The organism is Sulfuracidifex tepidarius, from assembly GCF_008326425.1.
Lineage (GTDB): Archaea > Thermoproteota > Thermoprotei_A > Sulfolobales > Sulfolobaceae > Sulfuracidifex > Sulfuracidifex tepidarius.
The window spans coordinates 1,705,568-1,725,403 of record NZ_AP018929.1; the positions used below are offsets into that span (position 1 = coordinate 1,705,568).

The 19,836-nt window shown below is 36.2% G+C and carries 21 protein-coding genes; 13 read left to right on the forward strand and 8 right to left on the reverse strand.

Translation table 11 applies throughout. From position 1 onward, the window contains the following. Positions 1-208: 208 nt before the first annotated feature. Positions 209-1,141, reverse strand: a complete 933-nt coding sequence (locus tag IC007_RS08840) for an NAD(P)/FAD-dependent oxidoreductase (protein ID WP_054844817.1) — start codon at positions 1,139-1,141, stop codon at positions 209-211. Between IC007_RS08840 and IC007_RS08845 the strand changes: the two genes are divergently transcribed. Continuing rightward, positions 1,136-1,798 (forward strand): type 2 periplasmic-binding domain-containing protein, encoded by a 663-nt coding sequence (locus tag IC007_RS08845; protein WP_054844816.1) that lies wholly within the window; start codon positions 1,136-1,138, stop codon positions 1,796-1,798. The two genes, IC007_RS08840 and IC007_RS08845, sit on opposite strands and share 6 nt — an antisense overlap. Here IC007_RS08845 and IC007_RS13345 read toward each other — a convergent pair. Further along, positions 1,795-1,935, reverse strand: a complete 141-nt coding sequence (locus IC007_RS13345) for a hypothetical protein (protein ID WP_156303704.1) — start codon at positions 1,933-1,935, stop codon at positions 1,795-1,797. The two genes, IC007_RS08845 and IC007_RS13345, sit on opposite strands and share 4 nt — an antisense overlap. A 93-nt stretch (positions 1,936-2,028) precedes the next feature. On the opposite strand from IC007_RS13345, the gene IC007_RS08850 reads away from it, so the two are divergent. The 6 genes from IC007_RS08850 to upsB all read left to right on the forward strand — a co-directional run bounded on the left by IC007_RS08850 (position 2,029) and on the right by upsB (position 9,041). Beyond that, positions 2,029-3,135 carry an RsmB/NOP family class I SAM-dependent RNA methyltransferase gene (locus IC007_RS08850; protein ID WP_149528628.1) on the forward strand — a complete coding sequence of 369 codons (1,107 nt, stop codon included), beginning with the start codon at positions 2,029-2,031 and terminating at the stop codon, positions 3,133-3,135. A 265-nt stretch (positions 3,136-3,400) separates the two neighbouring features. Further along, positions 3,401-5,275: a protein UpsX gene (upsX, locus tag IC007_RS08855; RefSeq protein ID WP_149528629.1), complete on the forward strand. Its 1,875-nt coding sequence runs from the start codon at positions 3,401-3,403 to the stop codon at positions 5,273-5,275. Between the two features lie 25 nt (positions 5,276-5,300). Beyond that, positions 5,301-6,701: a type II/IV secretion system ATPase subunit gene (locus IC007_RS08860; RefSeq protein WP_054844812.1), complete on the forward strand. Its 1,401-nt coding sequence runs from the start codon at positions 5,301-5,303 to the stop codon at positions 6,699-6,701. Next, the gene (gene upsF / locus IC007_RS08865; RefSeq protein ID WP_370685798.1) at positions 6,691-8,178 is read left to right on the forward strand and encodes a membrane pilin protein UpsF; all 1,488 of its coding nucleotides are present in this window, start codon (positions 6,691-6,693) and stop codon (positions 8,176-8,178) included. Before IC007_RS08860 ends, upsF begins: the two co-directional genes overlap by 11 nt. A gap of 26 nt (positions 8,179-8,204) precedes the next feature. Then, positions 8,205-8,639 (forward strand): pilin subunit UpsA, encoded by a 435-nt coding sequence (gene upsA / locus IC007_RS08870; protein WP_149528631.1) that lies wholly within the window; start codon positions 8,205-8,207, stop codon positions 8,637-8,639. 3 nt (positions 8,640-8,642) lie between these two features. After that, positions 8,643-9,041, forward strand: a complete 399-nt coding sequence (gene upsB, locus IC007_RS14210; RefSeq protein ID WP_084739533.1) for a pilin subunit UpsB — start codon at positions 8,643-8,645, stop codon at positions 9,039-9,041. 4 nt (positions 9,042-9,045) lie between these two features. Here the strand turns inward: upsB and IC007_RS08880 are convergent, their stop codons facing one another. Continuing rightward, positions 9,046-9,330, reverse strand: a complete 285-nt coding sequence (locus IC007_RS08880) for an SSO5209 family protein (RefSeq protein ID WP_054844807.1) — start codon at positions 9,328-9,330, stop codon at positions 9,046-9,048. Positions 9,331-9,471: 141 nt separating this feature from the next. Between IC007_RS08880 and IC007_RS08885 the strand changes: the two genes are divergently transcribed. The 4 genes from IC007_RS08885 to IC007_RS08900 all read left to right on the forward strand — a co-directional run bounded on the left by IC007_RS08885 (position 9,472) and on the right by IC007_RS08900 (position 14,770). Next, entirely contained in the window at positions 9,472-10,179 is a 708-nt protein-coding gene (locus IC007_RS08885; RefSeq protein WP_054844806.1) for an endonuclease III domain-containing protein, read from the forward strand. After that, the gene (locus tag IC007_RS08890; RefSeq protein ID WP_054844805.1) at positions 10,127-10,717 is read left to right on the forward strand and encodes a ParB N-terminal domain-containing protein; all 591 of its coding nucleotides are present in this window, start codon (positions 10,127-10,129) and stop codon (positions 10,715-10,717) included. Before IC007_RS08885 ends, IC007_RS08890 begins: the two co-directional genes overlap by 53 nt. An 89-nt stretch (positions 10,718-10,806) precedes the next feature. Continuing rightward, complete coding sequence (locus IC007_RS08895; protein ID WP_232048885.1) at positions 10,807-12,108, forward strand: glycosyltransferase family 2 protein; 1,302 nt, start codon at positions 10,807-10,809, stop codon at positions 12,106-12,108. Between the two features lie 40 nt (positions 12,109-12,148). Continuing rightward, on the forward strand, positions 12,149-14,770 hold the full coding sequence (locus IC007_RS08900; RefSeq protein ID WP_370685211.1) for an ATP-dependent helicase: 2,622 nt from the start codon (positions 12,149-12,151) through the stop codon (positions 14,768-14,770). Here IC007_RS08900 and IC007_RS08905 read toward each other — a convergent pair. From IC007_RS08905 to IC007_RS08915, 3 genes are all read right to left on the reverse strand, one after another. Beyond that, positions 14,687-15,034 carry a hypothetical protein gene (locus IC007_RS08905; RefSeq protein WP_149528634.1) on the reverse strand — a complete coding sequence of 116 codons (348 nt, stop codon included), beginning with the start codon at positions 15,032-15,034 and terminating at the stop codon, positions 14,687-14,689. The two genes, IC007_RS08900 and IC007_RS08905, sit on opposite strands and share 84 nt — an antisense overlap. Before the next feature lie 237 nt (positions 15,035-15,271). After that, positions 15,272-16,174, reverse strand: a complete 903-nt coding sequence (locus IC007_RS08910; RefSeq protein WP_054844801.1) for a CBS domain-containing protein — start codon at positions 16,172-16,174, stop codon at positions 15,272-15,274. A gap of 24 nt (positions 16,175-16,198) precedes the next feature. After that, positions 16,199-16,909, reverse strand: a complete 711-nt coding sequence (locus IC007_RS08915) for a DUF2192 domain-containing protein (RefSeq protein WP_054844800.1) — start codon at positions 16,907-16,909, stop codon at positions 16,199-16,201. 59 nt (positions 16,910-16,968) lie between these two features. Here IC007_RS08915 and IC007_RS08920 point away from each other — a divergent pair, with 59 nt between their 5' ends. After that, entirely contained in the window at positions 16,969-17,361 is a 393-nt protein-coding gene (locus tag IC007_RS08920) for a hypothetical protein (protein WP_054844799.1), read from the forward strand. Here IC007_RS08920 and IC007_RS08925 read toward each other — a convergent pair. Further along, on the reverse strand, positions 17,335-17,703 hold the full coding sequence (locus tag IC007_RS08925; RefSeq protein ID WP_084739527.1) for a helix-turn-helix domain-containing protein: 369 nt from the start codon (positions 17,701-17,703) through the stop codon (positions 17,335-17,337). The genes IC007_RS08920 and IC007_RS08925 overlap by 27 nt on opposite strands. Before the next feature lie 51 nt (positions 17,704-17,754). Here IC007_RS08925 and IC007_RS08930 point away from each other — a divergent pair, with 51 nt between their 5' ends. Continuing rightward, entirely contained in the window at positions 17,755-18,636 is an 882-nt protein-coding gene (locus IC007_RS08930) for an MDR/zinc-dependent alcohol dehydrogenase-like family protein (RefSeq protein WP_054844798.1), read from the forward strand. Here the strand turns inward: IC007_RS08930 and IC007_RS08935 are convergent. Continuing rightward, entirely contained in the window at positions 18,611-19,828 is a 1,218-nt protein-coding gene (locus IC007_RS08935) for an aminotransferase-like domain-containing protein (protein WP_054844797.1), read from the reverse strand. The two genes, IC007_RS08930 and IC007_RS08935, sit on opposite strands and share 26 nt — an antisense overlap. Positions 19,829-19,836: the final 8 nt, after the last annotated feature.

A 19,836-nucleotide genomic window follows, 5' to 3' on the forward strand; every position in this document is an offset into this window, starting at 1 on the left:
ATTTCTTAAGTACAGAGATAGATATAATTAGAAATAATTAAGTATAATAATACTTAGTTTTGTTGATCCTGAAAGTTAAGGCAATTTGAAACGTAGACTAGAAAAGAGAAACTACTTTAACCCCTTCACTATTATATATGTTCTAGAGATATCTAGGGTCCCTTCAGGCGTAAGCCCCCTGAATACCCCCGGGTCCCTAGGTATCTCTCTAGAGTCTATATAGGAATCCCATATTTCCTTTACTAGAGACGTAATGTTTCTCGATGAATCTCTTCATCAATGCCCTTACCCTCGATGTCTTTACGCTTTCAAAGTTTCCTCCCCAAGGTATATCACTTCTAAAATGTATAGCTTTCCCTCTTCCGGTATCTATTATATTTATTAATATAGGTTTAAAATTATCCTTAGTTTTCCCGCTTAGATGTTTACCGATGAAAACTCCGCTGCGCATAGCAAGCTCTCCCGTTCTGGGCCATTTTCTTATTAAATCTCCTACGGCATAAATATCCTTTTTTATCTCAAAATTGGTTTTATAGTCGAACTCTCCTACTTCCTCCAGAGGCTGGCATTCTGGAATTACGTCATCAGCATTCTCTACTATCTTTATTTGAGCTTTCTCCATCTCTTCTTTGACCACGGAGCTAATGTTCTTTCCTGCCCAATTGAGTAGATCCCCTGAATAACTCACGTTCTTCCCGAGTCTCTTAAGGTAAAATGCCAACTGAATTGCTACAATTTCATCTCTCCAAGATTCTGGTTGTATCGATAGATTGTCTTTTTTAAACAGAGTATCTATAGATTTAATTATCTTACCCTTGTTACATCCTAAGGCAATGATCATAGCATCAGGATTATCAGTTGTTCCATCACTGAACTTAACCTCTTTCCTTTCGATATCAATTTCTTTTACTTCATTGATATTCACAAAGTTTATATTGCTAATGTAATTTGCCCCGTTAATTATGTGCTGTAAGTAAGCAGTGTAGAAAGTAAACTTATTGGAATTAGATATTAATTTTTTATTAATATTTGCATTTAAATTATAAAAAGCATTTAGGCCAGAATATCCTCCGCCAAGTATCGTAACTCGCATTTCCAGATAGCTTATATTATAGTTCCTTCTTCTTTTGAAGTTGTGCAACTAAAAATAGGCTATTCTGACGATGAAGAACTAAAGCCGATAATTCCGTTACTTGAGGGTGAAGTACAAGGGGAAATAGAAATAATTCCTGTTAAAATTAGGACGGATGAGCTCAAGTTCAAGTTGAATGATTTAGATCTGTCATTTATTCCTTTACCTATTATTAACTTTGTAAATAATATAAAGATAGTGACTAATGGAGCTGTAGTTGTTGAAACACTAGGTCTTAAAAAACTAAATGATAGTCCAGAAATATCAAGCGTATGTGTTAAAGGAAGTAACTCAACAGAGTATTATTTGTTAAGGCTTTTATTACCTCAGAAGATTCAACCAGTTGTTTCAGACCAATGTAAAGGAGATTCGATAATAGCATTTGAGAACTACGATGTTTCTCTGGACTCTATTTGGAGAAGATATTGCCCCTCATGCCCTTTAGTGCTTAACGTGATAGGGTCTTCTAGGCTAGATTCATCAACTTTAGCTAAGGTTAAAGTTTTATTTAGAGAATCAGCTAAATTTCAGGAAGAGAAGGGTATAGTAACTAAGTACTCTAAAGAACTCGGATTGAAGGGAAGGGAAGCCATAAGGACCTTCTTCGATCTATGCAATAAAAAGAAGATTTGTAATATAGATTTTAGAAATATAGAGATTTTTTAATTCTTTGTAGAAATGACTATCTTTATCATCCTTATTAGGATATAAATTGAGGGTAGTAACAACGCCTCAACTACATTTAGCTCTGCTATAGGTAAAGATGAAACCATAAGGGCTATTGATATCTCTAAATCCTTCATATATAATATTGGGTTGTTCTTAGATAAATTAGAAACCTTAAATGGTTTCGTATGATATCATTCAACTGAGCTTTGGTATTATGGGGGTCGTAGTTGGCTGACTGGAGAATTACGTTTCTTAGGTCGCTTCTTTTTTATATAGAGAAAGGATATCCGTTGAGCGTATCTATTGTTAAAGCTAAGGAAGACTCTAAAATCAAAGGTATAAACTGGGACTTAATAGAGGAGGAATCTAGGGATATAATTCTGAATTTTTTCTCACTTTATGGTAGAAAAAGAAGCGAAAAAGTAGATTACTGGATTAAAAATAAGGAAAGGATATCTCCTTCATTGCCTGACTGGATGGAGAAAGAACTTTCGGTCTATCTTGATACCAAACTTCTGGTATCATCTCTAAGGAAAAGAACCTTATGGCTGAGAGTAAACACGTTGAAAACTAGCGAGGAGAAGACAGCGAGGGAATTAGAGAAAAACGGAGTTTTAATAGAGAGAGATAAGGATTTCGAGTTTTTATATAAGGTAGTGGAGTCTAAAGTTCATGTCTCCTCGTTAGATCTAGTTAAGGACTTTCGCGTCATAATTCAGGATAAGGCGAGCGTGGCAGTAGTAAATGAACTAGAGGCTGAGGCTGGTGATGAACTAGTCGATCTGTCGTCTGCTCCAGGGAATAAACTATCCTTATTTGCTATGCTGACAGAGAATAAGTTTAAGGCAATTGCATTAGATCTGGATCAAAAGAGATTAGAAAAGGAGAGGTTATTTCTAAAAAAGGCTGGAGTAGATCTAGATCGGGTTTCCTTTGTTCTTCACGATTCAACCACATTGGCTATGAGGTCTTTGGTAGCTCAAAAGGTTCTTTTGGACGCTCCATGCTCTTCATCTGGTATGATCTATAACGATCCGTCAATCTTGCTGTCACTTAAAGACAAAACAAAAGTGGATTTTTTCTCGAGAATTCAGAAAGAGATATTAAGATCTGCTGTTCAACGCCTTTCGCCTTATTTGATGGTTTATTCCGTATGTTCTATCTTTCCCGAGGAAGGAGAGGAAATCACAGATCTCTTCTCAGATTTTTTAGTACCATTAAGGAAAAAATACTCTCACCCATATAGAGGATTTAAGTCTGTGCAATCTACAAGACTCTTTCCTTTTTCGGAACAAACAGAAGGATTTTATATAGCTAAGTTTAAAATACAATAAAAGAAGTACTTAATATTATATTTATAAATATTTTTAATTTATTATTTATAGTAATATAATCATTTTATATCTGAAATGCTAACATTTGTTTAACTAAATGACTTTATAGTATCGGTATATACTCTGTCGTAAATTAAAATTATAATATAATATGAAAATACCAGATATAAAATATGAGAAACTTATTAACATTCCAGATTTAATTTCTGTATCTCTTACTAGATTTGGGAACACAGTCTTTCTTAGAACTAATTCTAATCATACTATGATAGACATCGATGAAGTTGATGCAAGAGAATGGGTTGTAAAGGTAGGTGACTCTTTTCATTATTATGAAGGTAATAAAATAAAGAGGAAAGAAGAAACAGGAAGAGACATATTAGACTTCATTACTATAGATGGTGAGATCAATAAGGTCAGGAAAGTTGGAAAGAAAGTAGAAATAGCTGGAAATATATATGACCTCTTTGAAAGGAAGCTAGACAGAGCTGTATTTTCTGATAAACAGAAATTATTTCTAAGTTTTAATAATAAATTGCATTCATTTGATTCTCCTTTGTACTTTATTTTAGGGAATAGCGTTATTTCTTTACTGTATGAGGATTATAACTTGCTATTTGATTTTATCTCTTCACGAAAAGAGATCTTTAAGGACGGATTGATGCATCTCAGCATAAAGGAAAATGTCGGTGTTGATTCCAAAGGAAGGATTTACATTGATGACAGTCTGGTAGGTATCTGTAAAAAAGAATACATTAGCTTTATTGGTAAATTAAATGGAAATAACGTGTTATTATGTGGGAACGAGATAAAACAATATATGGGAGGCTCATGGTATAATATTGGTGTTACAAATAATAGTGACAACGTCAAAGCAAATGGAGAGCTTCTAGCTTTCGTAAATGATGACATGCTACACGTCTTCAACATAGATTTAGTTGAAATTGGAAAATTTGTTGATGTAACAGGATTTGATATTTCATCTAAAGAAGTTTACATTTTAAAAAAGAACAAATGGTACGGAGTTCTAGACTTATTTCCTATTAATGAAATAACTGTATTAAACAGTAATATAACTTATTCATCTAGTCTTGTGATTTCTTATCCGCTTCTCTCTCGAATTAAAGTAACTCCAATTAACGGGAGGATAACTAGCCTAGATTTAGAAAAATGTCAGGTTCATATAGATCCAGTTAATTTTGATAATAAAATTAAACTAAAATTAGATTCAAATTTTTACTCATTTGATATAGAATTTCCAGTAAATGTAGAAAAGGTTTCAGTTTCCTTAGTTAGACCGACCATAGTAATGGGACCAGACGGTTTTAAAATATTGAAAGCTCCTCGCTCGAATTCTTACATGAAAGCTAATTTGAAGTATATTTCATCCATAGAAACTAAGCTAAAAATACAGATAGGGAATTTAGAGAAAGATATTCAATTAGAAAAGGGAAAATTTAATGAAAAAATAATTATTCCATTAAACTTAGATAAATTGGATCACGAAGTAGTCAAACTCTGTACAGATAAGAACTTCTGTAAAGAATATGTTATACCAATCAAGGTATTAGATTCTACTGGTGCTGAAATTAATAAAAAGATAAAGATAAGAAACTCATTTGTAGAAATAGAAGAAGACCGTAAGCTGGATCTATTTGAACAACATCAAATAACAGCTAGATCCATTTCCGTTTACAAGAGTATACTTAGGGCAAGGGTAGGAGATATCTTGAATTTAGATGGTAAGGAAATCAAGGTTGAACCCGGACTTAGGAGGATATTTATATCTCAGGAAAACGAAACCAGAGAATTCTTGATAGAAGGAGTGGAAACTCCGTTATTGGATTTTTCGGCTAAAATAGAAGGAAATGATCTTGTCTTATCTACTAAACTAAGCAGAAAGGCTGGAATGGAAATCATTTACTGTAGCGACGACTGGAGGGACCTCGTGGAAGGAAACGCAGCCATAAAATTGAATTTATTGCCAGAATGTTCGAATCTGATTGTAAGTCTTTATGATGGTGATCTTATCTGGAGATATAATTATAATTTAGATTTAACAGTATCTTCTTTTATCAAAACTGCATATCTAAATTCCATTAAAATTAAGCAACATCTAGAAACTTTCGGAATCCTCTGAAACCTTTATCTATATTTTTTGTTTTATGGGAACAATATTATCCTATAAGGTTCTATCAGTTACCGTAAACATTGAGGAGGGAGAAGTGCCGATATATAAAGTGGAAGAACCTTTGCTCACCCAGGAAGAAAAGGACATATTAGATTCAATGTTGAGGAAATTTTATGTAGATACAACTGTATTAGATTTTAATCATCTAATAAAATATTTTTCTGAATACGATCTAAATCAAGATAGTTATGAAAAAATCCTCTACTATATCAAGAAAAAATTCTTATATGGTAATTTAACTATCCCAATTCTTGATCCTGAAGTTGAGGAAATAGAATGCAGAGGATATGGGTATCCTGTGACTTTGGTTCATAGAAGAATAGAGAGATATCCTAGAATATTAACAAATATAATTCCCCGATCTGAAGAAGAGGTAATAAATAGCATAGAAAATTTAGCAAATAAATCAGATAAATCAATCAGTTTGGCAAAGCCATATCTAGAATTTTCATTGCCTGAAGGACACAGGGTCGCTGCTACAGTATCAAAGGAAATAAGCTTGCCTGGTTCTACATTTGACATAAGGAAGTTTCCTTTTTCTCCTATTTCTCCTATTTCGATGTTGAGGAACAATGTCTTTACTCCGTTATTTTTTGCCTATATTTGGTTTTTATTAGAGTTCAAACCGTTCCTGATGGTTATAGGACCTACGGGAACCGGTAAAACGACTTTCCTTAATGCGTTATTAGGAGTCACTAATCCATTATATAAAATTGTAACTATCGAAGACACGCCGGAAATAAATCTCAACAAAGATAACTGGGTTAGGCTTTTCAGTAGGACTACATTACAATCAAGTTACGACGTATCTCTATTTGAGCTATCTAAATTAGCGTTAAGATATAGACCCGATTATTTAGTGATCGGAGAGGTAAGGGGGAAAGAGATAGAAGCTCTAGTGCATGCTTCAGCTTCTGGACACGGTTCAATGGCAACGTTCCATGCTGGAACCCCTAGAGAGGCGATAACTAGAATCTCAAGCTTACTTACACCAGAGATGGCGAAGCTCTTTTTACAGAACCTATGGGGTGTTATAGTCCTAGGATCAAGGAAAGGTAAAGACGGTATTAACAAGAGGGTCGTAGTATCATTTTATGAAACTTCAGTAAGTAAGAAAGTGAAGTTTAGAAAAGTGTTTAGTTGGTCAAACGAGAAGGAAAGTCTAATTCCTATTTCGTCAGAAAACCTGATAAGGGTCTCTCACAGACTCGACTTCATCTCAAGGACCTATGGTATTTCCGCTGACGAGATAAAATCTGAGATCGGTAGAAGGGAGAAGTTACTTCATGAGTTATTGACAAATAACATAACCTCTTCAGAAGAAGTTTCCTTACACGTTAAAAAGTTCTATTTAAGTGGTTATAATGTTAAATAATATTATTCGTAGGATATGTAATTTCTATAACAAAAAGCTAGAAAGAGATTTGATGCTGACTGGGGACGATATTTCAGAATATTGTAAAAAATATAAAATATATTTCTTAATATCAGTCACAAGCATATCTTTGATAATTTTAGGCTCAATTTACATATATCACGACCTGATCTTTACTTCTCTGATACCGTCGCTTCTTCTTCTAAGTCCTTTGCTGAGGGAAAAAATAGCCAAAGACGAATTTCTAAAGGCACTAGAGAAGGAAGTTCCTATTTTCTCCGCCTATCTTTATGCCAATTCATTATTAGGAAAATCTCTCTATCAATCTATATTAAATTTGAAAGATTCGAAGATTCTAAAAGGAATTTCAAAGGAGGCTATGCTGTTAGAGAAAAATGTTAGAATGAGAGGGTTAACTTCAACCACAGCTATCTTAGAGAGGTCGCGTCTGCATAGGAAGGACGCGCTAGGGAGGATTTACTCTGAGTTTATAGACACAGAGTTAGTGGGAGTCTCAACTAACCAGAGAGCCAAACAGAGCCTGGAGAAGGTAATGGGAGAAATGAAACAGAATCTCAATTCTTATGTACAAAAGTCAGTGGATCTTTCGGAGGTGATGTTCTCCTTCTTCTTGCTATTTCCTATTATGTTAACCTCATTTCAACTGGCATTCGACAAGAGTATTAACTTAGTTCAGGTAATAACACCTTTAATATCATCTCCAGTATTCTATTTAATAATCTCTAGTTTTCAACCTAGTAGTGATTACATTTTCAGTTTTAGCAAAAAAGTGATATTAGGTGTAGCTGGTGTCTTGGTGATATCCTCTATTTTGCTTCTCAAGTATCTAGGACCGTCTTTGACATTGATGGTAGCAGTTCTCGAGTTGTCAATTGTTTTTTATCTACAGCTTAGAGTAGCGGACTCATTAACTTCTAAACTTCCTGCGATACTGGATAAGATATCTGACTATTCTAGAGTTGGCTATGGGTTGAGGTCTTCACTTCAAAGAGTTATAAATTCAGAGAATATAGATTTAAGAACTAAGAAATACCTTATAGAGTTCCTTAAAAATCTCGATAATGAAAGAGAAATGACGACTCCTTCTTGGACTTTTAATGCAACATTAGATTTACTAAGGAGGATTGACACTTTAGGTTATGTAGACACGAAGGTTTTCTCAGAATTGTCAGCAATAATTCAAGAAATGTTAAACATGAGATCTTCGATGCAGTCTAATTTGCAGCTGTTCACTGTGATCTCTGCAATAACTCCAATCCTCTTTCATTTTACTTTGTTCTCTTTCTCCTTCATGGCTAGCGATAAATACGTTCTAAACCAATTAGTTAATGTCTATACTATAGTGATAGAGATTTTATACTCCAAGATCTCGAAACTCACGCTGTTCAATTTCCCTTTGGTACTAGTCACTACGGTTATATCCATAATACTTTCGTTTTTCTCACTTCCACTTTAAGAAGAGACTTAAATTAGGTGAAAAACTTGAAAACCCTGAAAAGGAGGAAAGCGATTTCCTCTATGTTAGGAACAATAATGGTGATATCAATAACTCTAGTCTTAGGAGGTCTCCTATACGCCTACTCAACGGGAATGTTCGGTAACTTAACTCACCAAGTGGATATTTCCCCTAGTGTCACTCTGGTTGTGAATCCGACGTCCAATTCTGCGTATGTGGACTATAGCTTCGCTAATGACGGTAATATACAAGTAGTGCTCAAGTCCATTAGTGTAGGAAACTCGACATTCACTTTAGGATCAAACGGTCTAACTCTCAATCCAGGTCAGTCAGTTCAAGGATCTTTATCGTTATCAGGTAGTTACTCAGCAGGTAGCTACTACACCGTGACCATTTCAGGAGATACATCCTCGGGTCAGCCATTCAGCGAAACATTGAGTGTCCCTGCAACGGTGGAATGAGCCATGCCGGCTCGTAAGGCAATTTCATCCGTTTTTTCTTCTTTGATCGTCGTTGCTGTCACTCTCTCTTTAATTCCTCCATTGATGATTTATTTTAATCAAGCTAACTCATCCGAGTTAAATATATCAAATAATATGTATCGAGAAGAGCAAAATATGCTATTGACTAAAATATCGTTAATAGATACTGGAAATAATATGAATCAACTGTATATTTATAATTATGGAAATTCAGCTGTCAATATATCCAAAATTTTCATTAACAAAGTAGAATACAAGGTTTCTTTTTCATTGCCGGAAAACGGTATGGTGAAATTATCATCTCTTGTAAATTTCAGCAAAAACGTTAATACTGTAGGTATTTGTGCTAACGGAAACCTCTACGTATTTTATGTTAAATAATGATTTAGCTTCCAGCTTCAAGGGAATTATTTTCTTTATGTGTTTTGCTTATTGTCATTTCTACATTGTAACCATTCTCCAGTCCATCTAGTATCTCTGCTCCTTTCTTAGTCAGTCTGTATACCTTATGAGATCCTCTAGAGTATATTGTCTCTATCAATCCTAATCCTTCAAGTATATGAAACATAGATAATATCTCGTATCTAGGTAGCCCACTCTTAGCTACCACGTCTCCAGGATTAACGTGGCCGTCCCTTATTGATTGTAAAACTACTTTTAGCTCGTACATCGATTAAGTCTCTTTATTTCCCTTATTTTTTAAGACTTTCTGCCCTTTGGTTTTGTGTCATGTTCACTTATAGATTTCTGTAACGGGAATGTATACCTTATTTACGGAACATTTTTAGTTTTGCCTGAAGTTGATCTCTTCATGAATTGTGAAGGAAGCGAGATTTTCGATAGACTTTCCGAAGAGTATCATATAGACTCTAAAGACTTTGTTGCATTCGATGTGTGGATCTCCTCCAAAGACCCATTCAAAGTTCTAGTCGCCACTATTCTTTCACAGAATACCACTGATAAATCTACATACAAATCGTTTAAGACCCTTGAGGAGAAGGTAGGTGTAGAAGTGAAAAAAATAGCCGATGCAGATTATAACTTAATATCAGAAAGTATACGTTTTTCGGGTCTCAATAACTCTAAGGCAAAAAAACTGAAGGAGATAGCTCAAATTTTATTGAAAGAGTATCATGGAGATTTATGGAACATCTTGAACGAATCACCGGAAACATCAAGAAAGATTCTAATATCCTTGCCTGGAGTGGGAGACAAGACCGCTGACGTCGTTCTACTTACTTGTAAGGGGTATGAAGCATTTCCTGTCGATACTCATATACGTCGAATAGCTGTAAGACTGGGAATAGCTAAAGAACGAGAGACGTATACAGTAATATCGAATAGACTAATGACTCTTTTCCATGGCAAAGACTTTCTAAAAGCACATCATCTGCTCATAACACATGGGAGGAAGACTTGTAAGGCGAATAAACCTTTATGTCAGATTTGTCCTATTAATTATTGCTGTGAGTTTTACAAACGAAAAGATAATCAAGGTAGGAATCAACAAGCTGCTTAGACATGAGGATATAAACTTTCAAAACCTCGAAAGGTCTATCCAAGAGATAATCAAAACGAGAAAGGTTTCGCCTATAGTTGTTGACTTAAGTTCCTATCTAGTTGTTGATGGGCATCACAGGCTCGCAGCATTGAAAACGCTTGGTTATGACATGGTACCAGCGTTTCCCATTGATTATGCAAGTCCTTCAGTGAAAGTTTATGGCTGGATGAGACAAATTTCCCCATCAGGCCAAGCTAAGGACGTAATAAAAGAGTTTCAATCGTCCGGTAAATTCTGTGCCGAATATGAAAACCTTAGAATATGTGAGGATTCCCTTTTCTCTTTGTATTGGAAGCTTGACTACATCGAAAACTATATGATGAAAATTGGCTTCTGCGTCACAAAAAATCAAGATCGTGGGCTTAGAGTTCCACCTTTGACAAAAGAGTATATTATAGAAATAGCAAAGAGAGGAGTCTTATTCCCTCCCAAGAGCACTAGACACACATATGACTTTATTATTCCCAAATATTTAATCCCTATTGAATGTCTTTAATAGATTTCGTAATACAGACCTTTATATTATTGATACCTTCTTTGGTTCTATTGAATCAAGTTTGGTTATACTTCCTGCATAAGAAATCTATGAAGTTATTTTCAAACGTTCAAGTGAATGGCAATTTCCCTCTCCTCTCTATAATAGTACCTACTAAGGGAGAGAAAATTGAAACTATATTAGGTCTTTTAGATAATGTAAAGAATTTTAAATGGGATCTATCAAAAATTGAGATAATAATAGTTTCAGATGATTCAGAAGAATTTGTAAATGAGTTGAGAAAAGCTATAGCTAAAGAGAATGTACAATTTAATGTTAATGTTTTTAGAAGAGAACGAAAGCTAGGATTTAAAAGTGGTGCCTTGTCTTATGGGCTAGAAAGGGCCCATGGAGAACTTGTAATAACGTTGGACGTAGACTCTAGACTAGACCCAGAATCGATCTATAGAGCATATATGAGAATGATCTCTGCCGGGTGTGATGCGGTATCTTTAAAGTGGATAGGGTATACTTCAGATAATTCTATCCTAGCTAAGGCTCTACTAGTATCTACAAAACTTGGTAGTTTGACTATGCTGCTCGGTAGGCATGCAGCAGGTTTTAATGTGTTCCCTGTAGGTTCTGGAACACTCTATAAGAAGAAATGCCTAGACGACGTTGGAGGGTGGGATTACAGAATGATACAGGACGATTTAGAGATAGGTACAAGACTAATGAGCAAGGGTTATAAAATATGTGCTAGTGATTCTCCTATATTCGTAGAGGTTCCAAATAATTTTGTTTCATTTTTTATACAACAGACCAGATGGGCTATGGGTACGACAGAAGTTTTGAAGAATAGGTTTAGATACATTCTCTTTTCTAAGTCGTCAATAGCTAAGAAGTTAGAAACTATACTTTATCTTTCTCAGTATTTTCCTATAGCATTTACTTTCATAACATCTATTTTTCTTCCTTTTTTACCTTTCTTTCATGTTGCAGATCCGTTGTTTTCTCCTTTGTTTCTTCTATGGATTGCCTCAGTAGCTGTATATTCATTAATTTACATAAAGATTGCAGAGGAGACTAATTTCTCACTCTTTGATTCAATTAGGTCTTTGGGCAAGGTATCAGCGTACACTGTCGCAATTTCTCCCTTTATCACGATAAGTCTCATTAAGGGCTTCATGGGTAAGAGAACCTATGTTGTGACGCCTAAAGGAAAAGTATCTGATCCTAATAAAAAATACATAAAGATAATCTCTATTATTGGTACTATAGGTATTTTATTCTTGACTGGTGGAATTTTTCTTATTGTAAGCAGCTATTACCTTGTAGGACTTTGGCTTTTGTATTACGCAGCTGGGTATATTTTCACTGCATTCTCTTATGTAAAAGAGCTAGAATGTTAGTTTATAATTTCACCAAGTTTAATCTTCTTCCCAAATGACTGTGAGTTACGCTAACTTCGAGAAGGAAGACAAAGTTTTCTCGATGTTGAGGCCATATGTGTCGACGTGGCTCAAAGAAAAATATGGAGAGTTCACACCACCGCAGAGGGCTTCAATTCCACTTATAAAATTAGGAAATAATGTCCTTGTCTCCAGCCCGACTGGGAGCGGAAAGACCCTTTCAGCTTTTCTTGGCATTTTGGACACGCTGTTTGAGCTTGGAGAGAAGGGCCAACTAGAGGATAAGGTGTATGCAATTTACATTTCCCCATTAAGGGCCCTGAATAACGATATGAAGAGAAACCTTCTATCACCCCTTAATGAGATCAAAGAAAGGGTTCCTAATCTGCCTCAGATTAGGATAGGAGTGAGAACTAGCGATACGTCTTCTTACGAGAAACAGAAAATGGTGAAGACGCCTCCTCATATTCTAATTACAACCCCAGAATCATTTGCGATATCCATGGTTTCCCCCAAGTTCAGTGAAAGGCTACAAGATGTGAGATGGTTAATAGTAGACGAAATTCATGAAATAGCTAACAGTAAGAGAGGTTCTTATTTATCTGCTATGATAGAGATATTTCAAAATCTAATAGCAAAGCAGGAAATTACAAGAATAGGCTTGAGCGCCACAGTATCTCCCTTGGACAGTATTGCTCAGTTTCTTGTAGGGAAGAACAGAGATTGCAAGATAATCGATGCTAGGTTCGTAAAACCGGTAGATTTGAAAGTGATCTCCCCGGTCAGAGATTTAGTTCATGAGCCTGAAAGTAAAATTGAGGAAGGCATATATAATTCTATACTTGAAGAAATAAAAAAGCATAGAACTACTTTGATCTTTACTAACACGAGACATGCAGCGGAGAATGTGTCATATAAACTTAGGAGAATAGCGAAGATTAAAGGACTTTTCCCAGAGGACTCGATAGAGGCTCATCATAGTTCGCTAAGCAAAGAAGTGAGACTCGAAGTAGAAGAGAAGCTAAAACGCGGAGATCTGAAAGTAGTTATTTCATCTACCAGTCTAGAGTTAGGGATAGACATAGGTTACATTGACGTTGTAATTCTTTTAAGTAGCCCTAAGAGTGTGAGCCGTCTGCTCCAACGTATAGGGAGAGCCGGTCATCACATAAGGTCTATAAGTAAAGGAAGGATGATTGTGGTAGACAGGGACGATCTTGTAGAATGTAGCGTATTAGCACAGTTAGCCAGAGAAAAGAAGATAGACGCAGTTCATATACCTAGAAATCCTTTGGATGTGCTCTCACAAGTCATAATAGCATCTACAATAATTTCGAGGGGAATTCAAAAGGACAAGCTTTACGATATCGTAACATCCTCTTATTCATATTCTACACTTAACAAAGATGATTTCGATATGGTTTTAAATTATTTATTGGGAGAATACGGGCTGGAGCAAAGGAACGTATATTCAAAGATAGGACTTGACGATAACGGAAACATAAGGCCAAAGGGAAGCATGAGAATGATATTTTACATGAATAGCGGAACTATCCCCGATGAGGCCGTGGTTCCTGTCATGACTGAGAATGGTAGGTATGTAGGTAACTTAGAGGAAGAGTTCGTCGAGATGCTCACTCCAGGGGATGTGTTCGTATTGGGAGGCAGAACGTATCAGTTTCTATCTAGCAAGGGCCTATCCGTAGTTGTTAAGTCTGCAGAAGGTCAAAGGCCTACAGTTCCTAGCTGGTTTTCTGAGATGCTTCCTTTAGCTTATGAGTCCGCATTAGAGATCGGAAAGTTCCGTAGGGAAGTCAAAGAGATGCTGGATAGAGGCGATCCTAAAGACGAGATAGTAAATTGGATATCTAAAAGGCTGGATATAAGTAAGTATGCTTCCATTTCAATTTACTATTATATAGCAGAAATGTATTATTTCACTAATGGTATAATACCATCAGATAATAACATCTTAATTGAAAAATTTGATGATGAGGACGGAAGACGAAACTTCATCTTCCACGCTTTATATGGAAGGAGGACACTGGACGCCTTATCTAGGGGAGTTGCACAGATAGTTACAAGGGATCTCGAAGAAGACGTCAAACTATCAGTTTTAGATAACGGTTTCATAATAACTCTTCCTAGGAAGACTGACTACGAAATAGAAAACATCTTTGAAAAACTAGATGTAGAAAGATTCTATGAGGAGCTTAGCGACGTGATCCTGAGAACCGAAATGATGCGTCGTAGGTTCAGACATTGCGCCGAAAGGTCATTCATGTTACTGAGGAGGTATAAGGGGCATAAGACAAACCTTGAGAGAAGACAAATAAATTCAGAGGTTCTGCTTAGTGTTGTAAAAGACCTAGGAGGTTTTCCAGTGCTCAAAGAAACTATAAGGGAGATCCTAGAAGACCATATGGACATACAAAGGGCTATTGAAGTTTTAAGGAAGATAAAGTCTAATGAAATACATGTAACCGTAATTGGACCGAATACTATACCAAGCCCGTTCTCTCATTCCATGTTATTGAAGGAGCATTATGATGTAGTTTTAGCCGAGGATAAGAGGAATTTAATGAAGAAGCTTCACGAGTCTGTCATAGAGTTCTTGAGAGAGAAAGGAGTTAACATCGATCTTGACTACACTTCCGTGTAAGATGAAACCTTCAATACAATTTCTCCCAACGATTATCCAAGGTTCTTTCCATGCATTCATGTTCTCAATATCTTTTTCACTTGGATAACATATTCCACTCAGATGGGTATGAAAAAGAGCCTTGAGTTTTTCGACGCCTCTATCTTTCAATATACTATATAACTTAATATAATCACAAATAAATTCATGATCATTAGTAGCTATATTCTCAATTTCTATGATCTCATCATCCATTATTATTCCACATCTCTCTTTTTCAACCATCCTTCTTGTCATTGTGTTCATAATTTAATGAGTATATCTGTCTGGTAATTTCGAAAAACATAGACTATTGTCTTTGAGATATCTAATAATAAGCTTGAAAAGATTATTTTTAAGAAATGGCTTTAACCTAGTTAATATTTCATTAGGCTAAGATTTCTTAAGGGGGAGTAAATGGCTATAGATGTAATCATAATGTAACATATACTGTATTAGAAAACATACGTCATAATATTCAGATTAAGGAACCCATAAGCCTTCTAGTCCAGCTATCGCTTTTAGTATATCCGTCCTAGTTACTATTCCAATAGCTCTACCATCAGAATCTAACACAATTAATCTTCCTACATTATAAATTATCATCTTTTTTATCGCATCAAGTATATCATCTTCGCTAGATATAGTTATAACTTGCTTCTTCATGTAATCTGATACCTTGGCTTCAAAATTTCCTTCAAAGAAAGCTTTTATTATATCAGCTGTAGTTAATATTCCTAGAATTTCTTCGTTCTCTCCTAACACCGGTGCTCCTCTTATTCCTTCCTTGTACAAGTTTATTGATGCTTCCTTTAGAGTATAAGATGGTCTAAGAGCCACCAACTTCTTGGAAATTAAGTTTTTCACTTTCTCTTTAGGTATGCTTATCATCCTCTTTACATCGATTACTATTTCTCGGCTTTTCTCATCTAGATGAAGCAAAATACCTTCTATTACAAGTCTGCTGTAGGGAGTCGGCCCTAGTCTTACTGGATCTCCTACCTTTAGTTTTCTTAAATCTCCATCTATTTCGAGCAAAACCTTGTTTGCTAAAGGGTTTGTTATATCTAATATTTCAATATTGTTTATTTTTATATCAGTTTCTATCATTCCCTTGTATAGGTTTAGCTTATCATAAATAGGGGTAATGACTGGGTTCTTTATCACTTCATAAGCTTTCAACGTTGGCATGTATCCCCCATTAGGTCCTGGTTTAGAATCTATTAAACCGAGAACCTTCAAGCTTAATATTATATTTCTTACAGTTCCTTCATCCTTATTTATAACATCAGCTACTTCCTTGCTCTTAATCATCTTTTTGTTTTTAGTATAGAGATCCACTAGGGCTAGCAATATTTCCCTCTGAGTTGGCGACAGATTTTGCATCGTTAATTATAATTTGATAGTTTCTTAAAAATTTCTTTGTGGCACCTTGACGCCTAGAGCTCTATTCAATATCCTTTCTTTTACCTTAAAGACATTGGACGATATAAGGGCCACATAGTCTTCCCTTGGTAAAGGATAGTCTATCCCAATCCTTATCGCTATTGCCTTCTTAGTTGCAATGAAGCTGTACTTGTCCTTTATTTCCCCTTCAGCGATGGATTCTGCCAACTTGAACGCGGTGTAGAACCTCGCAAAGCTCTTAGCCGTATGCTTTATTTCGTCCGTTTCAGAGAGAAACAAGTTTCTCAAATCGGTTATTAGTTCTTCTTCCTCAGCTAATGAGAAGATAACCATGGTGAAGAGTAACCTAAGAGATCTGGCCAAAGAATCTTTACTCTTCTCAGCTAAGTTGAATGCCTCCTCTGGTGTTCCTTTTCTAATCACTCTCTCAATTTCCTCATAATTTTTCTCTATATAGAATATCCTATTGAATAAATCTGGCATTTCTTGATCCAATCCCAAGCCATATTTTCCTATCACGTAAAGGCTAGATAGTTCCTTATCGTATACATCATTAGCGTTAAATCCCCTAAATGGCTGTATATGGTCTTCCTTATAACGTTCCTCTAAAAGAGTTTTTACTCTTTCTCTATCATAAACTACTGGGTTTTGTGATATAATACTCCATACATCTGTTAGTGTCTTTACCTTTGGCTTGTAGATGTCCTTCACCATGTCAATCTCTCTTCTATATGCTGGTTTGCTTAAAAAGGATTTGAGTTAAGTCAAATCACATGAGCACTTTAGAAGAAAATCTAAAACCAAGCATTGTTTTGTTGTCTACCTCAGATTTAGAGATCGAGGTAAAGGAACTTAAGGAACAGATTCGGAACCTCAAAGAAAACAGCGACGCTGAACATCTGAAAATAGAAGAGAAAATTGACGGAGTGATAAGAGGGTTAGCATGGCTCAACATTGCTAAATCTCAAGGTATGTGGAAGTCAAGAACGTGCAGGTACATGGATAATGACGCATGCTCAGCGTGGAATGTGAATGAGCCTGAGAAATTGGGGATTCCCGCTGATGCTGTGACGCTAGAGCAGAACGGTAATAAGAGAATATCTGTGTTGAAGTTTCCAGAGTTATGTATATCCTGTCCTCTATACGAAGCCAAAAGAACTCAATAATTCATTCGTTTCTGCTTCTTTCAATACTTCCATTAATTTTTTAAGATCTTTGTTATCTTTGAGGCTGGAAACTTCTACATTCTCTAAGAACTCCAAAAGACTGCTCGATAGATCGTTTAATATTATATCGTTGATCTTCCTTCTTTCATCTTCTTGTGCTATGGAGTACGCTCTTTTCAGGACCGTATCGCTCGGATGCGTAACGTTATTTATGTATTTAGTTATAAGTGCTGGAGAAACTCCTAATTCCAACGCTAATTCTTTTTTACCCCTTCTTTCTAGTAATAGTGAAATTATATCTATGCGAGCATCTTTGCTTAAGTTATGAAAAATTCTTTCCATGTTAAGAAGTACCCTTAAAACTTTTAAAAATGAAATAAGGTAAAGTGTAGAATGAAGTCGTTAGTTTTCGACCAAGGTATTATACCAAAGGACATCCCTGCAAAACAAGTCGGAAAGAATCAGGTTGCGATCAAACCTTGCAGAGTGCTCATATCTTCAATTGAAAATTCTATCTACTTAGGTCTACTATGGGTTAATCCGTCTACAGTATTAGGAAGTATAGGGATGGGCAAGGTTGCGGAAGTTGGAGTAGAGCTGGATCCCAGTTTAAGGGGCAGGAAAGTGCTAGTCTCTCCTTATTCCTCTCAAGGAGGGATAGGAACTGAAATAGATGGTCTACTGACGGAGGAAGCTGTCATACCTTACGACGCGATAGAAGTTCTGCCTAATGATATAGGGGAAGAAGCGGTCTTACTTCCTTTCATCACGTTCGCCAGGAAAGTGAAGGAGAAAGTAGGGGGAGGAAATCTTCTACTGATAGGAGGAGGTCTATTTTCGCTGACTGTCTCCATCCTTCTTTCGGATCAAATGAGCAGTATAGGTCTTATCACAGAAGAGAAAGCTGGAATGTTTAGGCAGTTCGGCGTAGAGGACATTAGTAATTTAGAAAGGAAATGGGATTACGTTATCATTTCTACAATGAGGACGTGGGCTAGGTTTGTATCTCCAAGTCTAATAAGGGAAAAGGGTAAAATCTTCGTCCCCAACATAATGAAGAGCTGGCCGGTTATAATGTCACCAGAAATGGAGAAAATCAATATAAACGATATAAATGAAGAGGATTACTTTATATTACGTAAAAAAATCAACCTAAAAACCTTAGAGCAGTTCTTAACTTTCTCTGACGACTTTTCTACCGCAATACCGTCATCTGGTCTTGGCACGATTGTGAGGACCGACATAGCTTTCAAGAGGCTGATAATTCTTCCTTAATGACCTTTCCAAGAGTCTCAATCCCTCTTCTGAGTTGTTCCTTGGAAGGATAGCTGAAGTTCAGCCTCATCGTGTTCTTTCCGCTGTAATCATAGTAAAAGCTCGATCCTGGTACGTAGGCTACTCCATTTGCCATGGATTTTTCAAGCATTTTAGTTGTGTCTATTCCCTTAGGTAGCCAAGCGAAAACGAACATTCCTCCAACGGGCCTGCTCCATTTAGCTTCCTTAGGGAAGTTCTCCTCTATGGCTTGCAACATCACGTTCCTTTTCTCTATGTACGTATTCTTAACCTTTGGGAGGTTATTCATGATCACTCCACGTTTTATTGCCTCTCTAGCTATGTACTGGGACAGCGTGGGCGTATGGAGATCCACGTTTTGCTTGTAAATCTCCATCTCTTTTATTACGTCCGTTTCAGCTACAACCCAACCCAGCCTAAGACCTGGCGAGAGAATTTTACTAAACGTGCTGGTATATATTACTCTCCCTTCTTTATCCAAAGCCTTTAAAGGAGCTGGAGAGTCACCCTCGAAGACTAAGAAGCCGTAGGCGTCGTCTTCCATGATTATAAAATCGTATTGTGAAGCCAATTCAAGGAGTCTCTTTCTGTCCTCTAGTTTCATTGTAGTGCCAGCTGGATTCTGCGCGGTCGGTATAACGTAAAACATTTTAATTTTCTTATTTTCTTGCTTCATTTGTCTTAATTTTGTTTCTAATTGATCTAAATTCGTTCCGTTCTTTGGATCCACATCTATTCCAATAAAGTTTGGTTGCCTTGCTCTCAGTATGTTGAGGGCTGCCAAGTAAGACGGGTTCTCCACTGCTACATAGTCTCCTTTGTCGATGAAAATGTTGAAAATCATGAATAAGGCTTCTTGACTCCCTACAGTTACAAAGATGTTATCCTCAGATATCGAGGAAATTCCTCTCATCTTAGATAGATTTACTAATTCTTTCTTGAAACTTAATACACCAGATGTGGTAGAGTATTGTAATGCTTGGGCAGACTCTTCCTTTATAACGTCATCAGCTATCCTCCTTATGTCCTCTGCAGGAAAGGTTGTGGGGTCTGGTAGTCCTCCTGCTAGGCTTATTACCTCCCTTCCTTCAGTTAGCTTTAACAAATCTCTAATTTCCGACGTCTTCAATAAGGAGGTATCTTTGCTTAGAAAAGGCTGATAGTTCACCATTGAATATT